At 45.9% G+C, this 24,105-nt stretch carries 19 protein-coding genes; 8 read left to right on the forward strand and 11 right to left on the reverse strand.

The genetic code is table 11. The features are described from left to right. Positions 1-260: 260 nt before the first annotated feature. The gene (locus tag ACFS25_RS00495; protein ID WP_381496439.1) at positions 261-1,208 is read left to right on the forward strand and encodes a hypothetical protein; all 948 of its coding nucleotides are present in this window, start codon (positions 261-263) and stop codon (positions 1,206-1,208) included. Between the two features lie 80 nt (positions 1,209-1,288). Here the strand turns inward: ACFS25_RS00495 and ACFS25_RS00500 are convergent, their stop codons facing one another. The 5 genes from ACFS25_RS00500 to ACFS25_RS00520 form a co-directional block, all read right to left on the reverse strand. Next, positions 1,289-1,732 carry a hypothetical protein gene (locus ACFS25_RS00500; RefSeq protein WP_381496440.1) on the reverse strand — a complete coding sequence of 148 codons (444 nt, stop codon included), beginning with the start codon at positions 1,730-1,732 and terminating at the stop codon, positions 1,289-1,291. A gap of 2 nt (positions 1,733-1,734) precedes the next feature. Then, positions 1,735-2,601, reverse strand: a complete 867-nt coding sequence (locus ACFS25_RS00505) for a transglutaminase domain-containing protein (RefSeq protein ID WP_381496441.1) — start codon at positions 2,599-2,601, stop codon at positions 1,735-1,737. Between the two features lie 118 nt (positions 2,602-2,719). Then, positions 2,720-4,336 carry an OmpA family protein gene (locus ACFS25_RS00510; RefSeq protein WP_381496442.1) on the reverse strand — a complete coding sequence of 539 codons (1,617 nt, stop codon included), beginning with the start codon at positions 4,334-4,336 and terminating at the stop codon, positions 2,720-2,722. 394 nt (positions 4,337-4,730) lie between these two features. Continuing rightward, on the reverse strand, positions 4,731-7,025 hold the full coding sequence (locus tag ACFS25_RS00515; RefSeq protein ID WP_381496443.1) for an ATP-dependent helicase: 2,295 nt from the start codon (positions 7,023-7,025) through the stop codon (positions 4,731-4,733). Positions 7,026-7,141: 116 nt separating this feature from the next. Further along, a complete protein-coding gene (locus ACFS25_RS00520) occupies positions 7,142-7,495 on the reverse strand; it encodes a hypothetical protein (RefSeq protein ID WP_381496444.1) in 354 nt (117 codons plus the stop codon). A gap of 248 nt (positions 7,496-7,743) precedes the next feature. On the opposite strand from ACFS25_RS00520, the gene ACFS25_RS00525 reads away from it, so the two are divergent. The 3 genes from ACFS25_RS00525 to ACFS25_RS00535 are packed head-to-tail and all read left to right on the forward strand — an operon-like array spanning position 7,744 to position 10,089. Beyond that, on the forward strand, positions 7,744-8,322 hold the full coding sequence (locus tag ACFS25_RS00525; RefSeq protein ID WP_381496445.1) for an RNA polymerase sigma factor: 579 nt from the start codon (positions 7,744-7,746) through the stop codon (positions 8,320-8,322). 59 nt (positions 8,323-8,381) lie between these two features. Then, complete coding sequence (locus tag ACFS25_RS00530) at positions 8,382-9,050, forward strand: hypothetical protein (RefSeq protein ID WP_381496446.1); 669 nt, start codon at positions 8,382-8,384, stop codon at positions 9,048-9,050. Then, the gene (locus ACFS25_RS00535; protein WP_381496447.1) at positions 9,034-10,089 is read left to right on the forward strand and encodes a hypothetical protein; all 1,056 of its coding nucleotides are present in this window, start codon (positions 9,034-9,036) and stop codon (positions 10,087-10,089) included. Before ACFS25_RS00530 ends, ACFS25_RS00535 begins: the two co-directional genes overlap by 17 nt. Here ACFS25_RS00535 and ACFS25_RS00540 read toward each other — a convergent pair. Together ACFS25_RS00540 and tpiA are read right to left on the reverse strand one after the other, a co-directional pair. Next, the gene (locus ACFS25_RS00540; protein ID WP_381496448.1) at positions 10,082-10,609 is read right to left on the reverse strand and encodes a cupin domain-containing protein; all 528 of its coding nucleotides are present in this window, start codon (positions 10,607-10,609) and stop codon (positions 10,082-10,084) included. The two genes, ACFS25_RS00535 and ACFS25_RS00540, sit on opposite strands and share 8 nt — an antisense overlap. A 105-nt stretch (positions 10,610-10,714) precedes the next feature. Continuing rightward, entirely contained in the window at positions 10,715-11,479 is a 765-nt protein-coding gene (gene tpiA, locus ACFS25_RS00545; protein WP_381496449.1) for a triose-phosphate isomerase, read from the reverse strand. A gap of 236 nt (positions 11,480-11,715) precedes the next feature. Between tpiA and ACFS25_RS00550 the strand changes: the two genes are divergently transcribed. Next, positions 11,716-12,978, forward strand: a complete 1,263-nt coding sequence (locus tag ACFS25_RS00550) for an aspartyl protease family protein (protein WP_381496450.1) — start codon at positions 11,716-11,718, stop codon at positions 12,976-12,978. A gap of 31 nt (positions 12,979-13,009) precedes the next feature. Here the strand turns inward: ACFS25_RS00550 and ACFS25_RS00555 are convergent, their stop codons facing one another. Both ACFS25_RS00555 and ACFS25_RS00560 read right to left on the reverse strand, forming a co-directional pair. Then, on the reverse strand, positions 13,010-14,044 hold the full coding sequence (locus ACFS25_RS00555; protein WP_381496451.1) for a sensor histidine kinase: 1,035 nt from the start codon (positions 14,042-14,044) through the stop codon (positions 13,010-13,012). 114 nt (positions 14,045-14,158) lie between these two features. Further along, positions 14,159-14,866: a response regulator transcription factor gene (locus ACFS25_RS00560; RefSeq protein WP_381496452.1), complete on the reverse strand. Its 708-nt coding sequence runs from the start codon at positions 14,864-14,866 to the stop codon at positions 14,159-14,161. 299 nt (positions 14,867-15,165) lie between these two features. On the opposite strand from ACFS25_RS00560, the gene ACFS25_RS00565 reads away from it, so the two are divergent. After that, positions 15,166-16,317 (forward strand): AI-2E family transporter, encoded by a 1,152-nt coding sequence (locus ACFS25_RS00565; protein WP_381496453.1) that lies wholly within the window; start codon positions 15,166-15,168, stop codon positions 16,315-16,317. A 77-nt stretch (positions 16,318-16,394) separates the two neighbouring features. Here ACFS25_RS00565 and ACFS25_RS00570 read toward each other — a convergent pair whose 3' ends face one another. Beyond that, positions 16,395-17,024 (reverse strand): LON peptidase substrate-binding domain-containing protein, encoded by a 630-nt coding sequence (locus ACFS25_RS00570; RefSeq protein ID WP_381496454.1) that lies wholly within the window; start codon positions 17,022-17,024, stop codon positions 16,395-16,397. A gap of 22 nt (positions 17,025-17,046) precedes the next feature. Next, complete coding sequence (locus tag ACFS25_RS00575; protein ID WP_381496455.1) at positions 17,047-17,832, reverse strand: cysteine hydrolase family protein; 786 nt, start codon at positions 17,830-17,832, stop codon at positions 17,047-17,049. 173 nt (positions 17,833-18,005) lie between these two features. Between ACFS25_RS00575 and prmA the strand changes: the two genes are divergently transcribed. Beyond that, positions 18,006-18,833, forward strand: a complete 828-nt coding sequence (prmA, locus tag ACFS25_RS00580; protein ID WP_381496456.1) for a 50S ribosomal protein L11 methyltransferase — start codon at positions 18,006-18,008, stop codon at positions 18,831-18,833. 107 nt (positions 18,834-18,940) lie between these two features. After that, positions 18,941-24,037 (forward strand): hypothetical protein, encoded by a 5,097-nt coding sequence (locus ACFS25_RS00585; RefSeq protein WP_381497398.1) that lies wholly within the window; start codon positions 18,941-18,943, stop codon positions 24,035-24,037. Positions 24,038-24,105: the final 68 nt, after the last annotated feature.

Genomic DNA, 24,105 nt, shown 5'->3' on the forward strand with positions numbered 1-24,105 from the left:
AACTGATATTCAGTAGAGAAATTTGGTGAAGCCAGCCATTAGATTAAAAACATTTTTAAACGGCTGTACGTTGTAAAAAGCAATACGCTGATCTAGATGACGTTCAGTTACTATCTAATCACGACTTGAGTTACTTTTTTAATAACCAAATTTTATTTCCTCATTTACCAAAAAGTCTCAGATGTAACAACCTCTACACAACCGCGAAAGCGGCTTTTTACAAGTATGTGCATGTTCAATTGTTAAACTGAAAATTCACGATGGAAAATAATCCGCAAAAATCGAAGACAAATGGTGCTTTACTAGCCGCTCTCATTATTATGACGGGTTTAGCTGGCGTATCGAGTTACTTATACTTCGATCAGAAGAAAGTCTCTGAGAACCAAGAAGTAACCATTTCCGAACGTGTTGAAGAGCTTTCAACGACCCGTGTTAAGTTAGATTCGATTTCGACAGCGTTAGACGCTAAGATTGCTGAAGTACAAAAACTGGGTGGCGATGTTTCCGAATTGGAAAAAATGAAAGTGCAGTTGGAGCAGGATAAAGCTTCTCTACGAAAAGGAAGTCGAATTTCAATTGCTAAATACGACGCTAAAATTAAGCAGTATGAAGCGTTTCTGGTGGAAAAAGATACGCTCATCGCCAACCTACAGCGCGAAAACGTGACTTTGGCTACCAATGTTAAGACACTGGATGAAGAAAATAGTGGCCTGAAAGTGAAGGGTCAGCAATTTCGCGATTCGGTGGGTGCTGTTGTAACGCAGGTCGTATCACAGAACCAGGAGTTGAGTACCAAGGTTACCCGCGCTGCTGCGCTGAAGGCTCAAAACGTAAAAGTTTTTGCCGTCAATGCTAAAGGGAAAGTAAAGGAAGACGACTCGTATAAAGCGAAGCGGTTAGACAAAATCAAGTTGGTTTATACCCTGTTAGACAATCCGCTGACGAGAGAAGAACCCAAAGACGTTTTTGTACGGGTACTTGACCCAACGGGAGCTGTTGTGTCAGATATGGCTAATGGATCAGGAACGTTCACGGTAGATGGCAATGAAACCATCTATACAACCAAGCAAACGGTAAATTATACAAGCAACGGTCAAAACGTCGAACTACTTTACACCCGAGGCATTCCTTACAAACCCGGTAAATACACTGTAGAACTATATTCGGAAGGTTTCCGCATTGGCTCCGGCGAGTTTGCTGTTCGTTAATAATTCCTCAACAGGTCATAAAAACAAATGAGCGATACCAGACGGTATCGCTCATTTGTTTTTATGACCTGTTGACCTTTCTACTGTTGCTTGATGCCTGCGAAATTTAGTAAGCTTTGCGGGTCATCCTGAATAGTAATCCGTAGTAGCTTCCCTTGCTTTTCCATCCCGTTGTCGGTAAAGATTCTGTCTGTCTGTAACGTGCCGATGCCTGAGTCGGCAATGCGCAACTGGACCCCGTTGGATTGACGTCTTAGCCCGACATTCTCAAAAGAACGGCTTATTTTAGCCGGGTATAATTTCGTATAAACCAGAGTAACAGTACTATCTGATTGTACCTTTAGTTCCGCATAGGACATCTGGTTAGCCGAAATAGCTACACTAGAAGGATCAAGGTAAAAATTCGTACGGTAAATGCCGACTACTTCACTCGCTAATGTGGTAGAGGCTGGTTGAACATCCCCCTCTTGCTGGCAGGCTGTCAGTACCCCTACCATAGAGCAAAAAAGCAGTCGTTTTTTCATTGTCAATTGGCTGTTTGTTCTGTAGACCCAACAGTAGTTAAAAGGGTTGCTTCCTCATCCACCTTTTTGTCGCTCTCACTTGTTTCATTCTGAACGGCATCAACCCATACTTTCATTTCATTAAGGGTCATTGATCCAAATTGCGTTGTAAAGGCTACATCGGCAGCATCTCGACCATAAGCGACCGTAATTCGATTTCCGCGCGGAAGTGCCTGTGTGGCGTCAAACGTAAACCAGCGCCCATCTACATAAGCCTCAAACCAAGCATGAAGGTCCATTGGATCAAGCTGGTACAGATAGCCGACTACCATCCGGGCCGGAATGTTCAGGGCGCGGCAAAGCGATATGCCAAGATGAGTAAAATCGCGGCAAACGCCAACTCGACTAGCTGCCGTATCAACTGCCGATGTACTGGCATCGCTGGTGCCATATTGATAGGTAATTGACTCATAAATCCATTTGCGAATAGCTTCTGCCTGATCGTAACCTGACTCAACATTTTTCGTAATCTGAGCCGCTAAGCTGCCCAACTGATCAGATTGGCAATACCGGCTCGGTAGTGTAAAATGCAGTACATCATCGGGTAAGTCTTCAACGGGTGTATAGGGAGCACCGATACCAGTATCAATCAAATCAGCTGTTTGGACTGTGGCCGAAAAGTGGATTGAAAATGGTCCTTCTGGTGCTACAACCCGCTGGCATAGATTACCATACATATCTGTAAACTCGGTAACGTTAACCGCGGGTGTAATTTGATATTCTTCCCGAATAATCCACTGTCCGGCCCCTGAACGAGGGCGTAGCATTAAAATTAGGGGAGTTGGCGATTGGGCATAAAACGATAGTTCACAGCCAGCGTTAAGTTGCATTTCTGGTTCCTGGATGAAAGAGATTAGACGTTATTTTAGCTAGTAGGTTAACACGAATGAGTTCTTATAGTTAACAAATAATGGTTGTTTTTTAGGGTCAAAAGAAGTGAAAATCATCTTATTTCTTCACAATCATAAACTCTACCCGTCTATTTTGCTGGCGTCCATCATCGGTATCGTTTGTTGCAATGGGTTTCGATTCGCCAAAGCCTTTACTGGCAACACGGTCTGGTTCAATGCCTTTGCTGATAAAGTATTCACGAACGGCGTCGGCCCGGTCCTGAGACAGCTTGGCGTTTATCTCATTAGAACCCGTGTTGTCAGTGTGCCCACGTACTTCGATAATCATTTTTGGGGCTTCATTCAACGTTGTTACCAGTCGATCGAGTTCGGGGCTAGATTCAGATCGAAGTTCCGATTTTCCTGTGTCGAAGAAGATATTGTTTAAACGTACTGTTCGGCCAACTTCGATAGGAACCATCTTCAGTTGTTTACCCGTAATCTGCTGAAATGCTTTAGGCTGAGTCAAATCAATGTTGTCGCCTTCGGCAATAAAGTCTTTGGCAATAGCCCGCATCGTGTATTTCTGTCCATAGGGTAACACGATTTTATATTCGCCCGTGAGAGGATCCGATGTAGCCTCGCCCGCTTCGACGCCATCGGGCAGGGTTTGGTAAATAATTCGGGCCTCAATAGGCTTACCCGTAACCTGATCTACTACTTTTCCGCTAATGAGTGCAACAGGATCGGGGCGAGTTGCATCAGATTTAGTCGCTATATCGTCACTTCCTCCCAACTTGCCTGGCTGATTGTCTGGTTGGTCGTTGACTAGCTTAATACGAACAATATCGCCCTTGCCAAGTGTGTTTTTGAAGGTTGTTAAATAGGCATAATCGCCGGAAGCTGCCAGGGTGTAATACGCATCGTAACCATCAGTATTGACTTTTGGGCCAAGGTTAATCGGTTTCGACCAGTGTTTCCAGGTTTTATCTACGCGTTTGCAAACGTAGATGTCATTGCTCCCCAAACCGCCTTCCCGGTTACTCGAAAAATACAGTGTAGCACCGTCGGGAGCCAGAAAAGGGGTTGTTTCTGTAAATTTGGTGTTTACTTCTGGACCAAGTTCCACTGGCTTAGTCCAAGACCCATCTTTCTGCCGAAAGCTGACATATATGTCATCTTCTTTACTGTTTTTCTTCTCACTAAACGCCATCAGTAATACTTTCCCATCGGCTGACATAAACCCACAATCAAACTGTCCCTTGCTCATATTGACATAACTGGGAATGTCTATTTTTTGCGGGGGCGACCAGCCGCTGGCGGTCTTCTTACTGAGCGAAAATCCGCGTGTTTCGTAGTTCCCGTTCGCGTATTGACCTTTTATAAGCATGCTGTTACCATCGGGTGTGATGCTGTAAGCACAATTGTACTCGTCTTTATTGAGCGGAAAACCCATACGTCGGGCAGGGCCCCATTTGCCACTAGCTGCGTCAAAGTCGGAGTACCATATATCCTGACTGCCTTTTGTGCCGTGTGTATTATTGGGGTGACTAATGCGGGCAAAATAGAGCGTCTTGCCATCAGGTGCAATCATTGGATTAATCTCGTTATACTCCGAATTGACCTGTATTCCAAGATTTTCAACATTCGTTGAGTCTTTAGTAGGCTGGCCGTTTGTGTATAGCGAGATAAGCAAAAAAAGCAGACTGGCGGCAAAGGCACCATTGACGTTCATACAGTTACGCAAAAGGGAGTGGAGTACTTTCAGCAAGAACGACAGGAAGGAAGAGTTTTGTATGGAGGGCGTTAAGTTATGAAGTTGTCTTACTCAAACTTTAACGCAGATTCGACGTGTCTACCCCGCATCTTTCAGAATTCCCATGAAGGTGCCTTTTTCATGTCTTTACTGTGGACGGGTAAGGTACCGGAACAGTGATTTTAAATCAGGATTATAATAAATATGATGACTACCCTTTCCCATCGGGTTCAGGCATCAGAATTAAGCGATACTGTAGTGTTCTCATGAAATTTTATTGATGATTATGTCATCAACTTTCTCTCTAGCTCACTCCTCATTAAGAGTGTGACGCCAACGATAAGGATACATAAGTAAGCAATATCAGCCAGCCTTACTCCACTATCCGCAGCTTCGCGAAACTCAGCAACAAGACTTTTTCGCCCGCACGTTCGAATAGAATGGTAGCTTTCCGCTCCGTACCGTTTACATCAACCGCTTTAACCGTACCGAAACCAAACTTGGCGTGCTCGACCCGCTGACCAGCAGCAAGTTCAGCTGTGCTGGTGGGGGCAAAGTCGGCCGAGGGCGTGTGTGATACAGTTGGTTGAGGAGCCTGAGAACGGGCCGTTTTTTGCGCCAACGAGCGCACGAAATTCATTGACCCCGACGATGTGCTTTCACTTCGATCGCGTTCGGGCCGATCAAAATCCAGCCGACTCGGTGCCGCCCGTACCTTCGACAGCTTCATGTATTTCTGGTCGATTTCCAACAGGAACCGGCTTGGTTCGCACATTTTCAATCGCCCGTAGTGATAACGCGTTTCTGCGTAGGAGACCGTCAGGCGTTTTTCGGCGCGGGTAATGGCCACGTAAAATAACCTCCGTTCCTCTTCCAGATCGTTCCGACTTTCAAGCATCATCTGGCTCGGAAATAAATCCTCTTCCAAGCCAACAATGTGGACATTCTTGAATTCCAGACCTTTAGCCGCGTGAATGGTCATTAGTGTCACGCGGTCATTGTCGCCATCGTCTTCTTTTTCGTCAGCGGTGGTCAGCAGTGAGACAGATTGAAGAAACGCACCCAGGCTCTTTTCGTCATTGTCCTGGTTATCCACGAACTCCTTGATAGCGTTCAGCAATTCCTGTACGTTTTCGTAGCGAGCCAGTCCTTCAACGGTCTTGTCGTCGTACAGTTCTTTCAGTAAACCCGATGCTTTGGCAATGTGAGAGGCTACTTCAAAGGCATCTTTTTGGTCGAGCAGAAGCTTGAAGCTTTTAATCAAATCAGCAAAGCCTTCAATCGCAATAGACGCCCGACCCGCCACGTGCTTGCTAATCTCGGCCACAATCTCCCAGATAGAGTCCTGCTTTTCGGCTGCAATCACGCTAATCTTGGCTATAGTAGTGTCGCCGATACCGCGCTTGGGTAGATTGATGATACGCTTGAAGGCTTCTTCGTCCTGCTGATTGACCGTAAAGCGCATGTAGGCGATTAGGTCCTTGATTTCTTTGCGTTGATAGAAAGACAAGCCGCCAATGATCCGGTACTTGATGCTCACTTTACGCAGGGCTTCTTCAAATGCCCGCGACTGAGCGTTGGTGCGGTATAGAATCGCGAAGTCGTTGTTTAAAAGCGACTCGTTCATCTTCGTCTCAAAAATAGCCGAGGCTACCAATCGCCCTTCTTCATTATCCGACGATGCTTTGATAACATCAATTAGTGGACCGTCTTCATTGTCAGTAAAGACCGACTTTTCTAATTGATTTTTATTGCGGGCAATAATCGAGTTTGCAGCCTGTACGATCGTTTTGGTTGAGCGATAATTCTGCTCCAGCTTTACAATTTTGACGTTTTCCTTGCCGTAATCACGCTGGAAATTCAGGATATTCTCAATATTGGCCCCACGAAAGGCGTAAATGCTTTGGGCATCATCACCTACGATGGCAATATTCTGATGAACAGCCGCCAGTTTACGGGTAATGAGATACTGGGATACGTTCGTATCTTGAAACTCATCCACCATAATATGTTGAAACTTATGCTGGTACTTGTTCAGGATGTCTAAGTGGTCACGAAATAGTACGTTCGTATTGAACAGTAAATCATCGAAATCCATTGCATTGGCCGCGAAGCACCGCAACGTATACTGTTTGTAGAGTCGGCCAATGTGGGGCATCCGGGCGGCTTCATCGTCAGCCTGAATTACCGCATTGTTGATGTAATCATCAGGGCCGACGAGCCGGTTTTTCGCTCCCGAAATCCGCCCAAAGACACTGTTAACCCGATAAACTTTATCATCGAGTCCCATCTCTTTGATAAGACTTCGCAACAGTGACTTAGAATCGTCAGTGTCGTATATTGAAAAGTTGCTGGTATAACCAATGGCTTTGGCTTCGATGCGCAAAATCTTGGCAAACACCGAGTGGAACGTTCCCATCCAGATATTACGAGCTTCCGTACCAACAACTTTTTCGATACGGCTACGCATTTCACCAGCCGCTTTGTTCGTAAACGTCAGTGACAGAATACGAAAAGGGTCAACTCCGGTTTCAATCAGATGCGCAATACGGTAGGTGAGCACACGGGTTTTACCCGAACCCGCACCGGCTATAATCATTAGCGGGCCGTCTCCGTGCATGACAGCCTCCCGCTGGGGGTCATTTAATCCAGAAATATAATCAACCATTCGGCTCGTTTCTCTTCCTTCTATAACAAGTAAAAGTACGAAAAAATTTTGGTCGGGGTTGATAGGAATGTAGATTGAAGATATTACCTAGGGTAGTCGGAATAGGAGAAGGAATTTCACAAAAAAGGCCCTAAGTCAACCATCATCAGTTCTGAAAACGACGAAGATGTGGCCGCGCCACCATCGCCTTTGCGGTACCGAAGCCATTCATGGGTCTTGTAATTGTACACGAAACCTTCCAGAATCCCGTAATCGTCTTCCTCAATTAGTCGAGTAATCTTTTTTAGATCGATTCTAAAACTGCGGTTATTGGCGACTTCAATAATTATTCGTGTCTGCTCTGCTTGATTGTCAAACAGCAATACGTCCGGCACAATATGGCCCGGTCCATCACCTAATGGCGTTTCTGGAAGTGGTTCCAGAGTAATGACATGTTTGTGATAATATAAAATACCCAACTCGACTGTCAATTTGCTGATTACACGCTGATGGTCAAGGGGCGAATTGGTCCCGTCGTCTTCCTGAACTAGCTGTGGTTTGGAAATTGCGGGTTGTACATAACTAAGTTGCTGATTTATATGGCTAAGTTACAGAAAAACAGCGTTTAAGAAGAGTGAGAAAAGAAACGCTTACTTTTTCTTAATTATTGTGCAACATTCTCAATTTTCATGCATCTTTCTCTTGTTAACAAACTACAGCAACCGTTACGCTGAACCTTTTGGAATCTAACAGAAACGTCGGGCCGCCATACCCAGACCGTCATGCCGAATTGGTCAAACGCTGCCAGCAAGGTGAGCGACGAGCGCAGTATGACCTTTATCAGCAGTACGTTAAGGCGATGTACAACGTCTGTCTGCGTATCTTGAACCACGAGGCCGAAGCCGAAGATGTATTGCAGGAGGCTTTCATGGACGCCTTCAGCCATATTAATTCATTTCGGGGACAGAGTACGTTTGGTGCGTGGTTGAAACAGATTGTTGTGCATCGAGCCATTAACCATCTGCGCAGTAAGCGTCTGGAGCTGGTGGATCTGGACTCGCACCGGATAGGCGAAGATGATGGCCCAGACTACGCCGATACGGAGCCTTACGACGATGACAATACGCAGCTTGAAGTTGAACGGGTCCGGCGGGCTATGCAACAATTGCCTGAAGGCTATCGTGTGGTGTTATCGCTGTATTTATTTGAAGGCTACGACCATGAGGAAATTGGGAACATCCTTACAATCAGTGAGACTACATCGCGGACACAATATTTGCGCGGTAAAAAACGATTACTAGAATTGTTGAAGCAGTAAAGCATGAACGTATCAACAACAAATATGAACGCCGATCCTCTGGATTCGATACTATAAATATGAAGAAAGATAAGCTTGAACGCTTCGTGCGCGATAACCGCGAAGCCTTTGACGACAAAGAGCCGCCTAATGCTATGTGGCAAAAAATAGAGGCCGGACTGGAGGGTCCTGGACTGGAAGGTTTCGGTCTGGAGAAATCCGGACTGGAGGATTCTGGCTCGGAGGTGAATGGACTGGATAAGCAACGGCCCATCAAGGAAACTCCGTTCCGTCAGGTACATAAAAACCCGACCCGAATACAAGGCCGACAAATTGGCTGGCCTTCGCTCGATTGGCGGGTAGCTGCTTCTGTTGCTGTATTATTACTGGCAGGCGCTTTTATGTACATGAATCAGCAGTATGGTGTTACGCACCAGCCTGAAGTTGTAGCGGCCAGTCCAATGTATGCGAAAGAAGTGGTGCATTACACACGGTTGATCGATGATAAACGCATCGAATTGAAGCAAATGACGGAAGGTAATCCGGCTTTGTATCAGGAGTTTTCGACAGATCTCGACCGGCTCGAAAAATCATACCAGTCGTTAAAAGCTGATTTGCCTCAAAACCCGAATCAGGAAGTGCTTATTCAGGCCATGATACAGAATTTGCAACTCCAGATTAATCTGCTCAATGAACAGTTGAGCGTAATTCAGCGCATTAAACAACAAACTCATGAAAACCCTGTGTAGTATTTTGCTGTGCCTACTACCTGTGCTCACCTGTGCCGAAGATCTGGTTGGTAGTGGCGCAATTGAAAAAAAGAAGACCATTATCAAGCTGTTCGATGTAAGTAGTAGCGATAATCTAGTGATAGATAACCAATTTGGTCAGGTGTCAGTTGGGTTGTGGGATAAGAACGAAATCCGGGTTCAGATTACTATCATTGCTAATTCGGACTCTGACGAACGTGTACAGAAATTTCTTGATGCTGTATCAATTGAAGAAAAGCGAACGGGTAGCCAGATTACTGTCCGCACAAATTTCAGCCAGAATAGTGTCTCGAACTGGAGCTTTGGGAAATGGAAAGAGGGTGGCGATCGTAATTTTGTTAAGATTAATTACGAGGTTATGATGCCCAAGCAGAACGCATTAACTGTTCGAAATAAATTTGGCAATACCAGCATTCCCGCGTTTCAAGCCCCATTAACAGTCTACAGCCGTTATGGCAACTTTAGCGCCGATGATTTAACCAGCCATCACAACGATATTGACGTGGCATACGGTAAAGCAGATATCGGCAACTTCGGTCAGGGAAAGGTAGATATGGCGTATGGTAACCTCGAACTCTCCCGGGCTAATGTGCTGGTACTGACCAATAAATTTGGCAAGATGAATATTGGCGACGTTGGTAAGTTAGACGCCGATATCAATTATTCGGGCGCTAAAATCGGTACACTACGGGAGTCTGGGAATATTAAGATCGAATTTTCGAGTGGTTTTCGTATTGACCAATTGCTCAAAACGGCAGAAAATCTGACTATCCAGGCGGCTTACTCCTCTATAGGACTACCAATGGATAGTGGCAACGACTGCGACTTCGATGTGACGGTGAGCTACGGTAATTTTAATTACTCGTCTGGTTCAACAATGCACTTCACAAGTCAGCCAAACGATAATGACAATCATCGTGGTCCTCGGTTAACCAAGCAATATGTTGGTAAAGTGGGGAGTGGGTCCGGCACTAAAGTCCGGGTCACTTCGAAATTTGGGAACGTGAGTTTCAGGTAGTTAGACTTTCAATTGTGGCTTGGTGTTGCGGAAAGTCAGCCAGCAAAGTAGATCGGTTGGCCATGTCGAAATCGGCAAAATCAAAACCGGGAGCCACGGTGCAACCAACAAAAGAGAAATTAACGCCTACCGCGAGTGAATCCAAGGCGTCCGAATCCACGGCGGGCTTTGACCCGAACCAGCAACCCGCCGGAACCACTGCCTGAAACACTTCGCCCTGTTCAGGATTATTGCCCAACCGAATAATAGTCAATTCACCAGTTGAAGAGATGACAAAAATCTCTAATGGACTACCCGCGTAGAAATGCCAGATTTCGTCGGACTTAATTCGGTGAAAGGCTGAAACGTGATGGCTTTCGAGTAGAAAATAAATGGCGGTGCAAAACGAACGCGTTCCGCCAAACCGACTCGGCAAATCTGATTGAGAAATTGTTTCGGCTGAACGGTACGTTTCAGCAAAATAGCCGCCCTCAGGATGGGGCTGCATATTGAACGTTTGGACGTAATAGGCTGCGGTCATAAATAATACAGGCTAAGGGAATGATAGAATGAGCAAATAGCTAACGTAAGCTCTATTGACTGCTCCGGCGTCTGGTCAGTCTACCATTCACTCCACTGATTTTACTTATTGAGCCGCTTTTACTACTGTCAGGAAATCACGAGCCTTGAGTGAGGCTCCACCAATAAGGCCACCATCTACGTCGGGTTGGGAAAAGAGTTCAGCAGCATTTTGAGCATTGGCACTACCGCCGTACAAAATGGTCGTGTCCTGCGCCACTGAGTCACCGTATTGACCGGCAATGTGCTGCCGCAATTCGAAGTGCATATCCTGCGCCTGTCCCGACGAAGCCGTTAAGCCTGTCCCGATGGCCCAGATGGGTTCGTAAGCAATAACGACGTTGGCAAATGACTCAGACGATAGGTGGAACAGACCTTCCGTGATTTGATCCTTCACGAAGCCAATATAATCACCGTTCTCGCGTAGATCGCGAGATTCACCGCAGCAAAAAATAGGCTTCAGTCCACTTTCGAGGGCACTGTTCACTTTCTCGGCCAACTGTTCATTGGTTTCCTCGAAATACTGTCGTCGTTCGCTATGACCTATTATAACGTAATCAACCCCAATGGATTGGAGCATAGGTGCTGAGATTTCACCTGTATAAGCTCCCGATGCTTTTTCGTGACAGTTTTGTGCGCCCAGCGAAACCTTGCCGCCAGCCGTTACATACTGCCGTGCCGAAGCCAGATAAAGAGCGGGAGGGCAAAGGACCACTTCAACATCACCCGTAACTTCATCTTTTACCATATTGATTACCTCCGACAGCAAGGCTTTCGCTTCTTCGGCTGTCTTATTCATTTTCCAGTTACCAGCAACAATTTTCTTACGCATAATCAATTAATAATGAGGCCAAAACCAGTTTTTCAAATCATCAGAAACGAATGTTTCTTCGTCAATTTTGAGCTAAATTAGAACATTTAAACTGAACACGTCGCCAGCTTGGTACTAAAATTTGTATAACTGCTCACATGCTTATAAAAGCATGCATTACCATATAAAACCAGTTGCTAAATAATTGTGTTATTCGGATAAAAAAATGCGTAATTTTAATGTAACAAATACGCTATATGAAAACGCTGGTATTAATAATCGGACTGTTAGGTTTATACGCCGTTGCGCGTGGAGACGATCGCCAGCATACACCTGATAAGGATCGTTACGGATTTTTCATTGCCGATAACCGCACCTGGACGCGTATTCCATTTCAACTCCATTCTAACCTTATTATCGTTCCGGTACGAGTTAATGAATCCGACACGCTTCGGTTCATTCTGGATACCGGCGTTAGTAATACAATCATTACGGATCCGAGTGCTTTCCGGAAAAAACCGCTCACGCTTGCGCGTAAAGTTAAAATTAGCGGAGCCGGTGAAGGCGGCAGTCTGACGGCATCCATTGCCATCGACAATACCCTGAGTATGGGTGGTCTGCGGGCCGCGCATCATAATTTGGTTATTTTAGATGAAGACATTCTAAAACTGTCAGAGTATGTTGGGACACCCGTTCACGGTATTTTTGGCTATGAAATCTTTGCCAACTTCGTTGTAAATATTGACTTTCAACGTCGTGAAATAACATTGATGAGGCCCGATAAATACACTTATAAGAAACGTAAAGGCGACCGATACCCTATTACTATTCAAGATACAAAGGCATATACTGATGCGCTGTCGGTGTTTGATGGCGAAAAAAGCCTGCCTTTGCGAGTTGTGTTGGATACGGGTGCAGGGCATGCCTTACTGCTCGACCGCTCGCGGAGTACTGCGTTAATGCCAATGCCAGTAAAAAGTATTCGGGCGCAACTGGGCCGCGGGTTGAATGGCGTAATTAACGGCTGTATGGGGCGTATTCAGAAAGTTATGTTTGGCCGCTACGAGTTAGATAATATCCTGGCATCATTTCCGGATAGTATGAGTTTCGGGATGAAATTAATTGATATGCCCGAACGGCAAGGAAATGTAGGGTGTGAACTACTTCGTCGCTTCAATGTTACGTTCAATTATCCAGAACGGTATATCGTTATGAAGCCAATTAAGCGGCTTATGCGCGAGAGTTTTGAACATGATATGAGCGGGATGGAGCTTCGCGCCAAGGGAGATCGATATCGCAATTATTATGTGGCCAAAGTCCTTACCGGGTCTCCAGCTGATATGGCAGGGTTGAAAGAAGGTGATGAAGTGCTGTTTGTTAATAGCAATTCTGCCAGTGAGCTAACTGTTAGTGATATATATAAAATACTTCAAAAAGGGGAAGGTAAAGAAGTGTCCATTTTAGTCCGGCGAAACGGCCAGATTATTATATCCAGTTTTGTGCTGAAACGACTGATTTGATGTTACACCGAGTTTTGACCCAGTGAACTGATCAGTCCATACGTTCGAGTTTGAACCGGAATGTAGTCCCCTTCTCCACTTTGCTCATCACTGAAATTTTGGTTTTATGAGCATTCAAAATATGTTTCACAATGGCTAAACCCAGACCGGTGCCGCCCCGATCTTTAGAGCGACTTTTTTCGACTCGGTAAAAGCGCTCAAAAATCCGGTTCAGGTGTTCTGGCGGAATACCGGGACCGTCGTCACGAATAGATACAATAATGAATTTCTTGTCGTCGTCTAAGCTGACCTGTACGCGACCGTTTTCATTGCCATATTTCACCGCATTCTCAATCAAGTTGGTCATTACCTGCCTAATACGCTGCGGGTCGGCTTTTACCCAAACAGAACCAGAATGAGTACTTTTCACCTGAAGAGAAGCATGTTTGCCATGCGCTATTTTTTCTAATTGCTCAAAAATTTCCTGCGTAACATGCGCTAAATCGACTCGTTCGAAGTTCATTTTTACTTCTCCGGTTTCCAATTGAGACAGGGCTACCAAATCTTTTACCAGCGCATCGAGACCGTCGAGACTCTTAGCCGCTTTAGATAGAAATTTATCGCGCACCTGTTCGTCGTCAACGGCTCCATCGATGAGGGTATGGATAAAACCCTGAGCTGCAAAAATGGGCGTTTTCAACTCATGCGACACATCGGCCAGAAACTCCCGCCGAAATAATTCCAGCCGCTTCAGCTCGTCAATCTCCTTCTGTTTCCGGGCAACGTAGACAAAAATTTCGTCATTCAGTTTCTTAAAGGGGTTAGTGTTCTTAATGATTGATTTTCGAGAGATATTGAAGTCACGAATTTTTAGTTTGTGGATGGTTTTATACATCTTGTTTACCTCGCGAAATACGAGAAGTTCGATCGCGTAGAAAACCAAAAAAAAAGAAATAATGAACGACGAAATGCCCACCACAAACAGCATGGTACTGGTAACGCCCTCCACGAAGGTCAGAAACGCCAGCGTCAGTGCTGAAATCAGGCAGGCCAGTAAAAGCGCGATAATGCGGGGACTAAGGGACATAAGACAAAGGTAAAAAAGGCGGAGGACCGGGCCGCCCCAAATGTGATCGGGCGAACGAGTGGAAAAATGGTTCCCACCAGTTTTCCACTCGTTCGCCCGATCACATTTGCGTGTTTATTCTGGCTGGTCGGTAAACATATATCCTACACCCTTGAGTGTGCGGATGTGAGTATCCCCAATTTTCTCGCGGAGTTTTCGGATGTGTACATCTACAGTACGTTCGAGAACGTAAATGTCTGCACCCCAGATTTTTTGTAATAGCTCCTCCCGGCTGCATACCTTGTTAGGGTGCTGGGCCAGAAAAAACAATAATTCAAATTCTTTCTTGGGCAAAATTACCGATTTGTCATTTTGAGTAACCGAATAATTTTTACGGTTAATAATCAGATCGGCAATGTCAATCTGTTCGCCGGGATCAGATTTCTGAGCTTCACGTCGAAAGAAAGCATTAATACGACTCATGAGAGCACGCGGCTTAATCGGCTTTGTAATGTAATCATCGGCTCCAACGTCAAAAGCGGCTACTTCAGAGTATTCTTCTGAGCGGGCCGTTAGAAAGAGAATGTACATCTGGCGCAGCTCGGGCATGTCGCGCAGTTGCCGCCCGGCCTCAATACCGTCCATATGAGGCATCATGATGTCGAGCAGAACTAATTCGGGCAGGTACGTCTTTGCTATTTCGAGGGCTTTGCGGCCATCGGTTGCCGTACGGACGTCATATCCCTCTTTAATGAGGTTATATTCGAGCATCTCTACGATGTCGGCGTCATCGTCTACGACTAAAACGCGATGTAAGGGTTGAGCAGCTTTGGCAGCACTCATACGAAACAAGATTGGTGAGAATGGTTTACCGTTTTGGTAAGTTGCCGGATAATTGGCAGGCCGAAGTTAACTGGCTTATCCACAACGTTACGAATCATGAATGCATACTTAACAAAAACTTAACAGTCCACGTCTGTATTTCTTTCTTCATTTCTAGCTGAAAACGAGTTTATTAATTCCCAGTTAAGAATTATCCGCGCTCTGAACAAAGCCGAAATTAACGGGTTGGTTACGTAAGGAAGCCGGCCAAACCATAAAGAAAATAACGACTACAGTACGCAGTTACCTTTACTTGCACTATGAATATTCGCTCGCGGGAAATCGAACTCCCCTCTTACGCTAAAATTGCTTGCGTACTGCTGTCGTTGGTTGTTATTGTCTACGGCCTGCATGTGTTACAAGGGTTACTGATTCCATTGGTTTTTGCCATTTTATTTTCCGTCTTGTTATTTCCACTAGCTAAGCGACTTGAAAATTGGCGTGTACCCAGAGTGTTGTCTATAGTATTGTGTCTGTTGTTGACATTGGGTGTATTAACGGGACTGTTTTGGGGTATTTCAATTCAGATTAGCAGCTTTTCAGAAGTCATACCAAAGTTTGTTCAGCGGGGGAGTGAATACATAAACAGTATCCAAACATTTGCCGATGAACATCTAAATATAGACCGTCAGCGGCAGGTTTCGGAGGTGAAGAAATACCTGAATCAAGCTTTGGCAGAAGGAGGCACTATTCTAACCACCACATTGCTAGCCACAACCAGCATTATCACCAACATCTTTTTAATATTACTATTCGCCTTCTTTTTCTTACTCTACCGAGACTTTTTTCGCTCATTCTTCTATAAAGTGTTTAGCGATGCCCGCCGGTCGGATATTGATAATGTACTGTCGAGAATTTACGAAGTTGTGAAAGACTACCTCGCCGGTTTGGTGCTGGTTATTGTCATAATTGGCACCTTAATGACTGTTGGATTGCTCATTCTGGGTGTTGATTATGCGGTGTTCTTTGGCTTTTTCGGGGCCTGTCTGGTATTGATTCCCTACTTCGGTATTTCCATGGGTTCATTACTGCCAGCCGCTTACACACTCGTTACGCAGGACAACCCCCTTAAAGCCCTGGGTGTCATTGGTATTTTTCTGTTTGTGCAGACGCTGGAGGGTAATTTTATTACACCTTACATTGTCGGCTCTAAAGTTAGCATAAACCCACTTGCCGCTATCATCGTCTTAATTCTTTGGGAGAATGTCTGGGGTCTGCCTGGTCTCGTTCTCGCCTTACCTATGACAGCCATTCTCAAAGTTGTTTTCGATTCAGTAGATTCGCTCAAACCCTACGGTTTTGTTATTGGTGAAGCTGAAAAGCCCCGTCCCCCTATAAAAAATCTTCAGGAGTTAGCTGACCAACTGCCCAAACGTGCAAAAAAAGTAGGGAAGGTGGAAGAAAAACAATGATCGGACAGACCGTTGAGCCGTGACTATTTTTTGTGTTGGCTATTCACTCAATAACTTTTGAGCAACCTCTGCATTCATTAAAAATTAAGTGGATCTAGGTTTTTGAAATGACCATTCATGCGAATGCGCTCCTTGGTACGCTCCATATCTGACACAACCGGCAACACGTTGTTGAGGTGCTGAATCAGGAAAAGCTGGCGTTCGGCTTCGGTTTCGAGCATTAAGAGTTCGTATTCCTGTTCAATAGACAGGCCAACTTTATGAGCCACCCGATAGGAGAAATTTTCGGTTGATGGCGCATAATCGGTTTCAATCTGCAACAGCGTATAAAGTTGTTCCAATCGTTCAGTCAGGGCCGACGAATGTGCACTGAAACCATCGTCGGGTTCAACCAATTCCACTTCACCACCAGCGTATAATTTACCGGGCACGGGATTCTCAAAATTCACTAATCGAAAAACACCTAAACCTTTCGATTTAATGTCCATCCGGCCATCGGGATAGCGCTTGTGTAGCGTCGTAACGTGCATCTCGGTGCCATAGCCGGGCAGTTTATTATTGATGAAAGCCGGAATACCAAAGGTTCGTTCTTCATCCAGGCACTCATCAATGAGTTGGCGGTAGCGTGGTTCAAAAATATGCAGATTCAAATCCTCGCCAGGATAAACAATCAGATTGAGCGGGAATAGAGAAATTGTCTTTTCCATAGCACCGAAAAGGTACGGGTTTTTAGTTGAAAACCGTGTCTGATTCCATAAAACGAACGTTTCTTACTTGTGCCTCGGCATAAATTGGATCGGCGAGGTAGCCCAGACCAGTCACATCTGACATGCAGTCAGCTACGATAACCACCTTTGAGACTAGTTCAGGGGCAAAATCCAGCATCTGCTTGAGACTATTGGCTACACAATGCGATTTCGCTTCGCCCATCAAGTATATGGTGTCGAAACGGGCTAGATCTGCAATCAGCCCGGAGTTGAGTTGAGTTTCGGGAACGGATAAATCTGGCACCTGCGCCCGAAAAATACCGAAGTGTTCCGATAGTGGATACAATCCCTTTTGCACGGCTACATAGTCGAGGTCGCGCTGCCCCGACCATTCCTTGAGCGCATTAAGTAACGTGTCGTGCAAAGCCGCCCCACGCGAACCAATCAAACAATGTTCCGGCCAGATAAAATGGGCAAACTGACCATCGGCCTCAAGGTCATGAATGTAGCTGATGGCTTTTTTGGGCGAAAAACGTGGTATCCAGCGTTCGGTATCAACGTCTTCGCCGGTAATGCGTGTGAACGGCTTGGGATGATTGCCAGCGGCATCATGCCAGAATAGCGGATGGGCAATATCTAGTACATGATGCGTATCGAGGGTAACGACTATATGATCAATCTGGTGAGCGTGTTGCCGAATCAGCGTTGCTATCCGCTCAACGTCATGCTCGGCTCCCGGTACAAACAACGCACCTTCGGGATGGCAGAAATCGAATTGGGTGTCAATAATTAGAAAAGCGTTTTTCACCAGTTAGTTAGTTAAGGGTTGTTTTCTACATAGTGTATTCTTTGCTAGTCAGGACGCCCTAAATAACATAAGACGCAGGGAAAGTAAGCGGGTAGACGATGCAAGTAAATAAACCATTGGTAGATAATAGATCGTAAATCGAACAATGTGGGCCTTTTTCGTTACTTTGATGTATGAATTATAGTGAACTCCAACTGCATCTGTCGCCCGATTTTACCGATATCCTCACCGCCGAACTAGGTGAACTTGGTTTTGAGTCATTTGTTGAAACCGACGAGGGTCTGAATGCCTATATAATCGAGCCTGATTTTGATGAAAAGGCCATTCAGGAATTGATTGCTAAATACGCCAGTCAGACTGCAATAGCCTACCAAGTCAATTCGTTAGAAAAACGTAACTGGAACGCCGAGTGGGAGCGCAATTATGAGCCGATAGAAGTGGTGGATAAAGTTCGGGTCCGGGCATCCTTCCATGAGTTGGATGCCCGGTTTCGTTATGACATTGTTATCAATCCGAAGATGTCCTTCGGCACAGGTCATCACGAAACAACCGCCATGATGCTGGAGCAGCAACTTGGGCTCGACTTTGCAGGAACAACGGTGCTCGATGTTGGTAGTGGCACGGGTATTCTGGCGATTTTAGCCGCCAAAATGGGAGCAAAAAAAGTGCTGGCTTTTGATATTGAAGAATGGGCGGTTGAAAACGCTTGGGAAAACGTCGAACTAAACGATTGCCCGCAAATCACGGTGTTTCAGGGAACAATTGACGATGTTGATCCGAATGACCTGTATGACATCGTGCTAGCTAATATTAATCGAAACGTGTTGCTAGTTGATATTCCAAACTATACGAAGTTGCTGAATGAAAAGGGATATCTGTTAGTAAGTGGATTTTATGAGCATGATGCGCCGGACATTCAACAAAAAGCCACAGAAGCGGGGCTCACGTTCGTCAGAGATATGATCAATAAGGAGTGGACTTCGCTCCTTTTTCAAAAATAAGCATGATAAATAGTGATAAAATAAAGGGTAGTCATTCCCATTTTGACAATCTGTGTCCTCGCCTGTTTTCTGGTCAGTTGTACCGAGAGAATTTAGTGAGAATACAGATGTTGGGCGTTGTGTTTTTTTTGTTTTTCCCAACCTTGTCTGTAACCTTCGGTCAGGCTGTTCGAATTTCCGATAAACCTGAACAGTTCATGACCGAGGTACAAAAATTGATGGTAACGGGCGGTCCGGTGGCTGTGCGCGCTGGTACGAATTTGCAGTCGCTCTGGTCGGAGAACAAATTATCCGCGCAGCAACAGGAGAGGGTAATGGCATTAAGCCGAAAGATGAACCAGAAACGGCTTCAGCCAGCTACACACTTTGCTCCGTTTTACGAATCGCTTTACCTCAACGCGCAGCAACAGCCAGCTACCAACGTTGATGGGATTTTAACCATTGCCGAAAAACTTTTCGACGCGAACGATCCCAAAGTGTTTGCTCGCATTCTGGAAACTACCCGGCGTTTTACGGAAAGGCGTGAACTTTATGCCAGTGCGTATAACAAACTTTATGCGTTGGGCGGCACGTTCCAGTTTCGCTACGTAGACGGTGCGCAACCGGTGCAGCTTGGTGCTGTACAAACCCCTGCCGACTCAATTGCAGCCGCAAAAGCTGCTGCTGATCGGTCGCGATTTGATGGTTGGGACACCCCGGCGGTATCAGATTCTACGCAACCACGTCCGACCGGCGTTCAGTTTGTGCCCCAACGACGGCCAATTCCGACGGTATCAGGCGCGGTTATCACCTTAAAAGATGTGTCGTTGGCAATTATTTCGAATGGCGACTCAGCAGTTTTAGCGAATACCAATGGCGATCTAATGCTTAAGGACGGCATTCTGGTTGGTCAGGGTGGAAAGTTTACGTGGGCAACGGCTGGTCGGCCAGACATTTTCGTGACGTTGAGCGATTACGCCTTAACGACGATAAGTCCGCGTCTACAAGCTGATGATGTAACGCTGACGTATGGTGGAAGCAAACCCATTAAAGGTGTATTTGAATACGTCAGCAAGAAAAAGGGCGGCCCTGTAACATATCCGCGTTTCATGTCGTGGCAGAACGACGTTAAACTGCCCGATTTAGGACCAGATATAGAGTACCGGGGTGGTTTGGCCTTATCGGGAACTCAAATGGTTGGCGCGTCGGCTAGTGGGCAACCCGCTCAGATAACAGTAAAATACAACGGAAAACCAGCGTTCAAAGCGAGCAGTCGGCGTTTCGATTTCAACAGCATTGAAGAAGCCCAGTCGGCAGGAAGTCAGGCTGGAGGAACTCGCCCTGACTCAACTCAAATAGGGTTATCTCAATCTGGATTCAATACGACAGAACCCGTAAAATCAACTGGGTCTGGAGTACGCCCGATGATTTCGGCGAGTTCGGCTTCCTTTGTTGGCTACGTGGATGCGGACTCCATTACGCACCCGTCTGTAAAATTCCGGTACGATAAAAATCAGCACATCGCCTGGCTCGACCGCGAACAACGTACCGATTACACCCGCGTTCCCTATGCCGATTCGTACCATAAATTTTACATTATGCCCGAAGTGGTACGGTGGGATTTACCCCGCCGGAAAGTGGATTTCTATCAGGTAGGAGCCAAACGCGAAGTGCCGGTACGTTTCGAGTCGTTCGATTATTTCCAACCGCAACGCTACACCGATCTGACGGTTGATTATGGTTTCCACCCCTTGCAAATCGTAGCAAATTTTGTCTCGACCAAAAAGCAGCAGACGTTTTTAGAGGATGATATTACCCAGTTTGTCAAAACTGTTAGTCCGGTTGCCTTACGCGGGTCCTTAAATCGTATGGTGCTCGAAGGCTATCTTGACCGCGATGCGAAAACAGGTTTAATGCGTCTGAGTCGAAAGGGAGCACTTTACGTGTTAGCCTACGCCCAAAAACGAGACTACGACAACTTTCAGGTACAGTCACTATTTGCATCAAATGATAGCACGAAAAACGCGACGATCAATTTAGACGATAAAATTCTGACCATTCGAGGAGTTGATCGCTTCATCCTGTCTGATTCGCTCAAGATAATCGGTTTTCCGTCTGACAAAACATTACAGGTAGGAAAGGGCCGGGCTTTCACATTGAATGGTCAACTCAAAGCAGGAACCCTCCGCTATGCGGGCCGTGACCTTAAATTCGATTATGATAAGTTCGGAATGACCCTTAATAAAATTGACTCTATTACCTTCTCGTCGCAGAAATTGGCGGCTCAGGGAAAAACGGGGGAAGTTGGGGGCGACATTAAATATGAGAATCCCGGAACGGTCTATTTTGGTAGTGCCGATAATAAATCAGGGCGAATTGCGGGCAAGAAAACAACTCAACGATTGGTTATGCCTGAGGGGATGACGGTCTATTTCAACCAACCTATACGGGGAGATCTCACGTACAATCAGAAGGTCTACTTTAAAATTCCAGCTATTGATAATGACAGCCTGGGCAAAGGAGATATCTCCTTCATTGGCACTTTCTATTCCGACGGTATTTTCCCGCCTTTCAAAGCAGAACTCAAAACGATGCCCGACAATACCCTCGGCTTCGTGCATAAAGCGCCGGCAACCGGCTACCCGGTATATACTGCTAAAAAGGGAACCGCTCCATCGACGTTTAAATTTGCGGGCGAACTGACGATGGATAAAAGCGGGCTACGGGCCGAAGGAGTGTTGAACCATCTCACCGCCAGTCTGAATACGAAAGGGATTTTGTTCACGACTGATTCCTTAATGGCATCGGGCGAGAAGGGTGAAATTAAAGAAGGATTGATTGGGAAAGCCTATTTTCCGCAGGTTCAACTGAACAACTATAACCTGAAATGGTGGCCCAAAGCTGATAGTATGGTCATTACAACTCAGAAAAATAACTTCAATTTCTACAATGCCACAACTAACCTCGAAGGCGATTTAGCGTTGCGTTCGTCAGGTTTGTTTGGAAATGGAACCCTACGTCGGAAAGATTCAGAAGCCGTCTCCAATAGCATTAAGTTCAATAAAGACGGATTCATTGCCAGCAACGCACACGTCAAAATTATATCGGATAAAGAAACACAGGGAACGCCCATTGGGAAACCAATTCTGCTGGGAAGCGGCATCGATATGGATTTTAACCAGACGAAAGGTATTGTTGGCCTGGTGATTAACAAAAAAGAGAGCCTTGATGATAGTGTGAGTGCCAGTATGGAGTTTCCGTTTGCTGCCTATAAAACCAATATTAACCGGGCGCAGTGGAACATAAATGCGAAGACGATTGCCATGAAGGGCGATGTGAAAACCTCAACCTTCACGGCTACCGCTGATGAGCAGGAAGGGCTGATGTTCAACGGCTCGGCAGCTTTGTACGATGTGGAGAAACGGACGTTGAATATTAGTGGTGTACCGTATGTTACATCTGCCGATGCCCGGATTTATCCCGACAAAGGCCAGGTAACCATTCGGCGGAATGGCGAGATGCTGCCTTTTAAAAATGCCAAGCTTGAATTGGACACGATTAATCTGTTTCACCGGCTCAAAAACGGTAATATACAGGTACTTTCCCGAACCCGCTTTGCCGGTGATGCTACGTACCAGTTCGCTACCGCCAGGGGTGATACGGCCAGTATAAAGATGGGTAGCTTTGAGTTGAAAGAAGCGCCAGTGGTAGCCTCCAGTACGTTGACAGCCGATACAAAGAAAACACCTAAAGGCCGTCGGAAGGACGTACAAAAGCCGTTAACGACGTATTTTACCGTTGCTCGTGCCGAAGTTGACGAAGACGATAATCTGCAATTAGCGCCAAAAATGCTGTTCAAAGGAACCATTGCTATGCAGGCCCCTTCCCGCGATCTGGCAATGGATGGGTTCATTAAACCCGCCCTAAAAAAACGCGCAGACCTCGTTGGTGGCTGGATTCCATTTAAGGAAAAAGTAGCGGAACGGCTGGAGATTAAAGTGGATAAAAACCTAAAGAACGAAGGGGGGCAACAACTAGTGGCCGGTATCCATTTTCGACTGGGCAATGCGGGTTTGTATCCAACATTCCTGTCGCCGAAAGAAGACGCCAAAGACGATGACCTCTTCTCCGCAACAGGTATTATGCGCTATGATGAGAAGGATAAAGTGTATCGGATTGCCTCGAAAGGTAGTGACTTACCCGATGGACAACCGACTTTACCAGCCTCCGCGACCACACTGGTTGATAGCGTGAAGACGAATACTGTTGCTAAATTGGATAGTACAGCAAGCTCTGATAGTTCGGGCCATGTGGAGAATGCGAGTCTTGCCGGAATTGCAGAGGATGTTGAAAACGCGTTTACGTTTAATGATGCCCGAGGACTCATGACGTTCAAAGGCAAATTAAACCTATTAAATGCGGTTCCGCACGAATACCTGCTGGCGTCGGGTTCAGCCCGGATTAACATTGATAGTGCGCAATATCGGTTCAATACATTACTTGCTTTCGCCTTTCCGGTGCCGGATCCGATTAGCAGCCTCATTTCTGACAAGATTGTTAAGTCTAATCTGGAAGAAAAAAATGATGAAGCCGCCGACGATGATTTAAACCGATTATCAGACAAATTGCTACCGTTGATTGGTCAGCAAGCGGTGGATGCTTACCGGCTTAAAGCGCAGAATCAGCACGCACCACTCAACCAGGCATCACCGAAACTAAACGCCATGCTGGTGTTAGCTAACGCTAATCTGCGCTGGTCCAATAAGTTCAATGCCTTTTACAGTATAGGTCAGTTGGGCGTATCGAATATGATGGCGACGGATGTGAACGCGCAGATGGATGGTTTTGTCGAAATCAGAAAGTCGGGAAATGGCGACGAAGCAAGTATTTATCTGGAATCGTCGCCCGATGTGTGGGTGTTTTACGACTACAAGCCGGGTAGCACACCAACGTCTTTAGGCCAGTTGGCCATTGTCACATCCGAGCAGGACATTAATGACCGTTTGCTGGCAGGATCTAAAAACTCGTCGAAAGCCACTATTGAAGTTGTAGCGGCTACGGTCGATGAGAAAACCCTCTTTGTCGATCGCTATCTGGATCAGTATAAAACGAAAGCTAAAGCAGCCCCTAAACCTAAGCTACAACCGGGGCAGAAGGTAGTAAAGGACGAGAAAAAGAAAGACGAAAAGAAAAAAGACAAAGAAGCCGAGAAAGAAGGGTTTTAACACGGATCAATTGGGCGAAAACGGAAATCGGGTAATATTGCAGGTATAAGTCCCCAGTTTCCGTTTTC

The organism is Spirosoma flavum, assembly GCF_042686045.1.
Taxonomy (GTDB): domain Bacteria; phylum Bacteroidota; class Bacteroidia; order Cytophagales; family Spirosomataceae; genus Spirosoma; species Spirosoma flavum.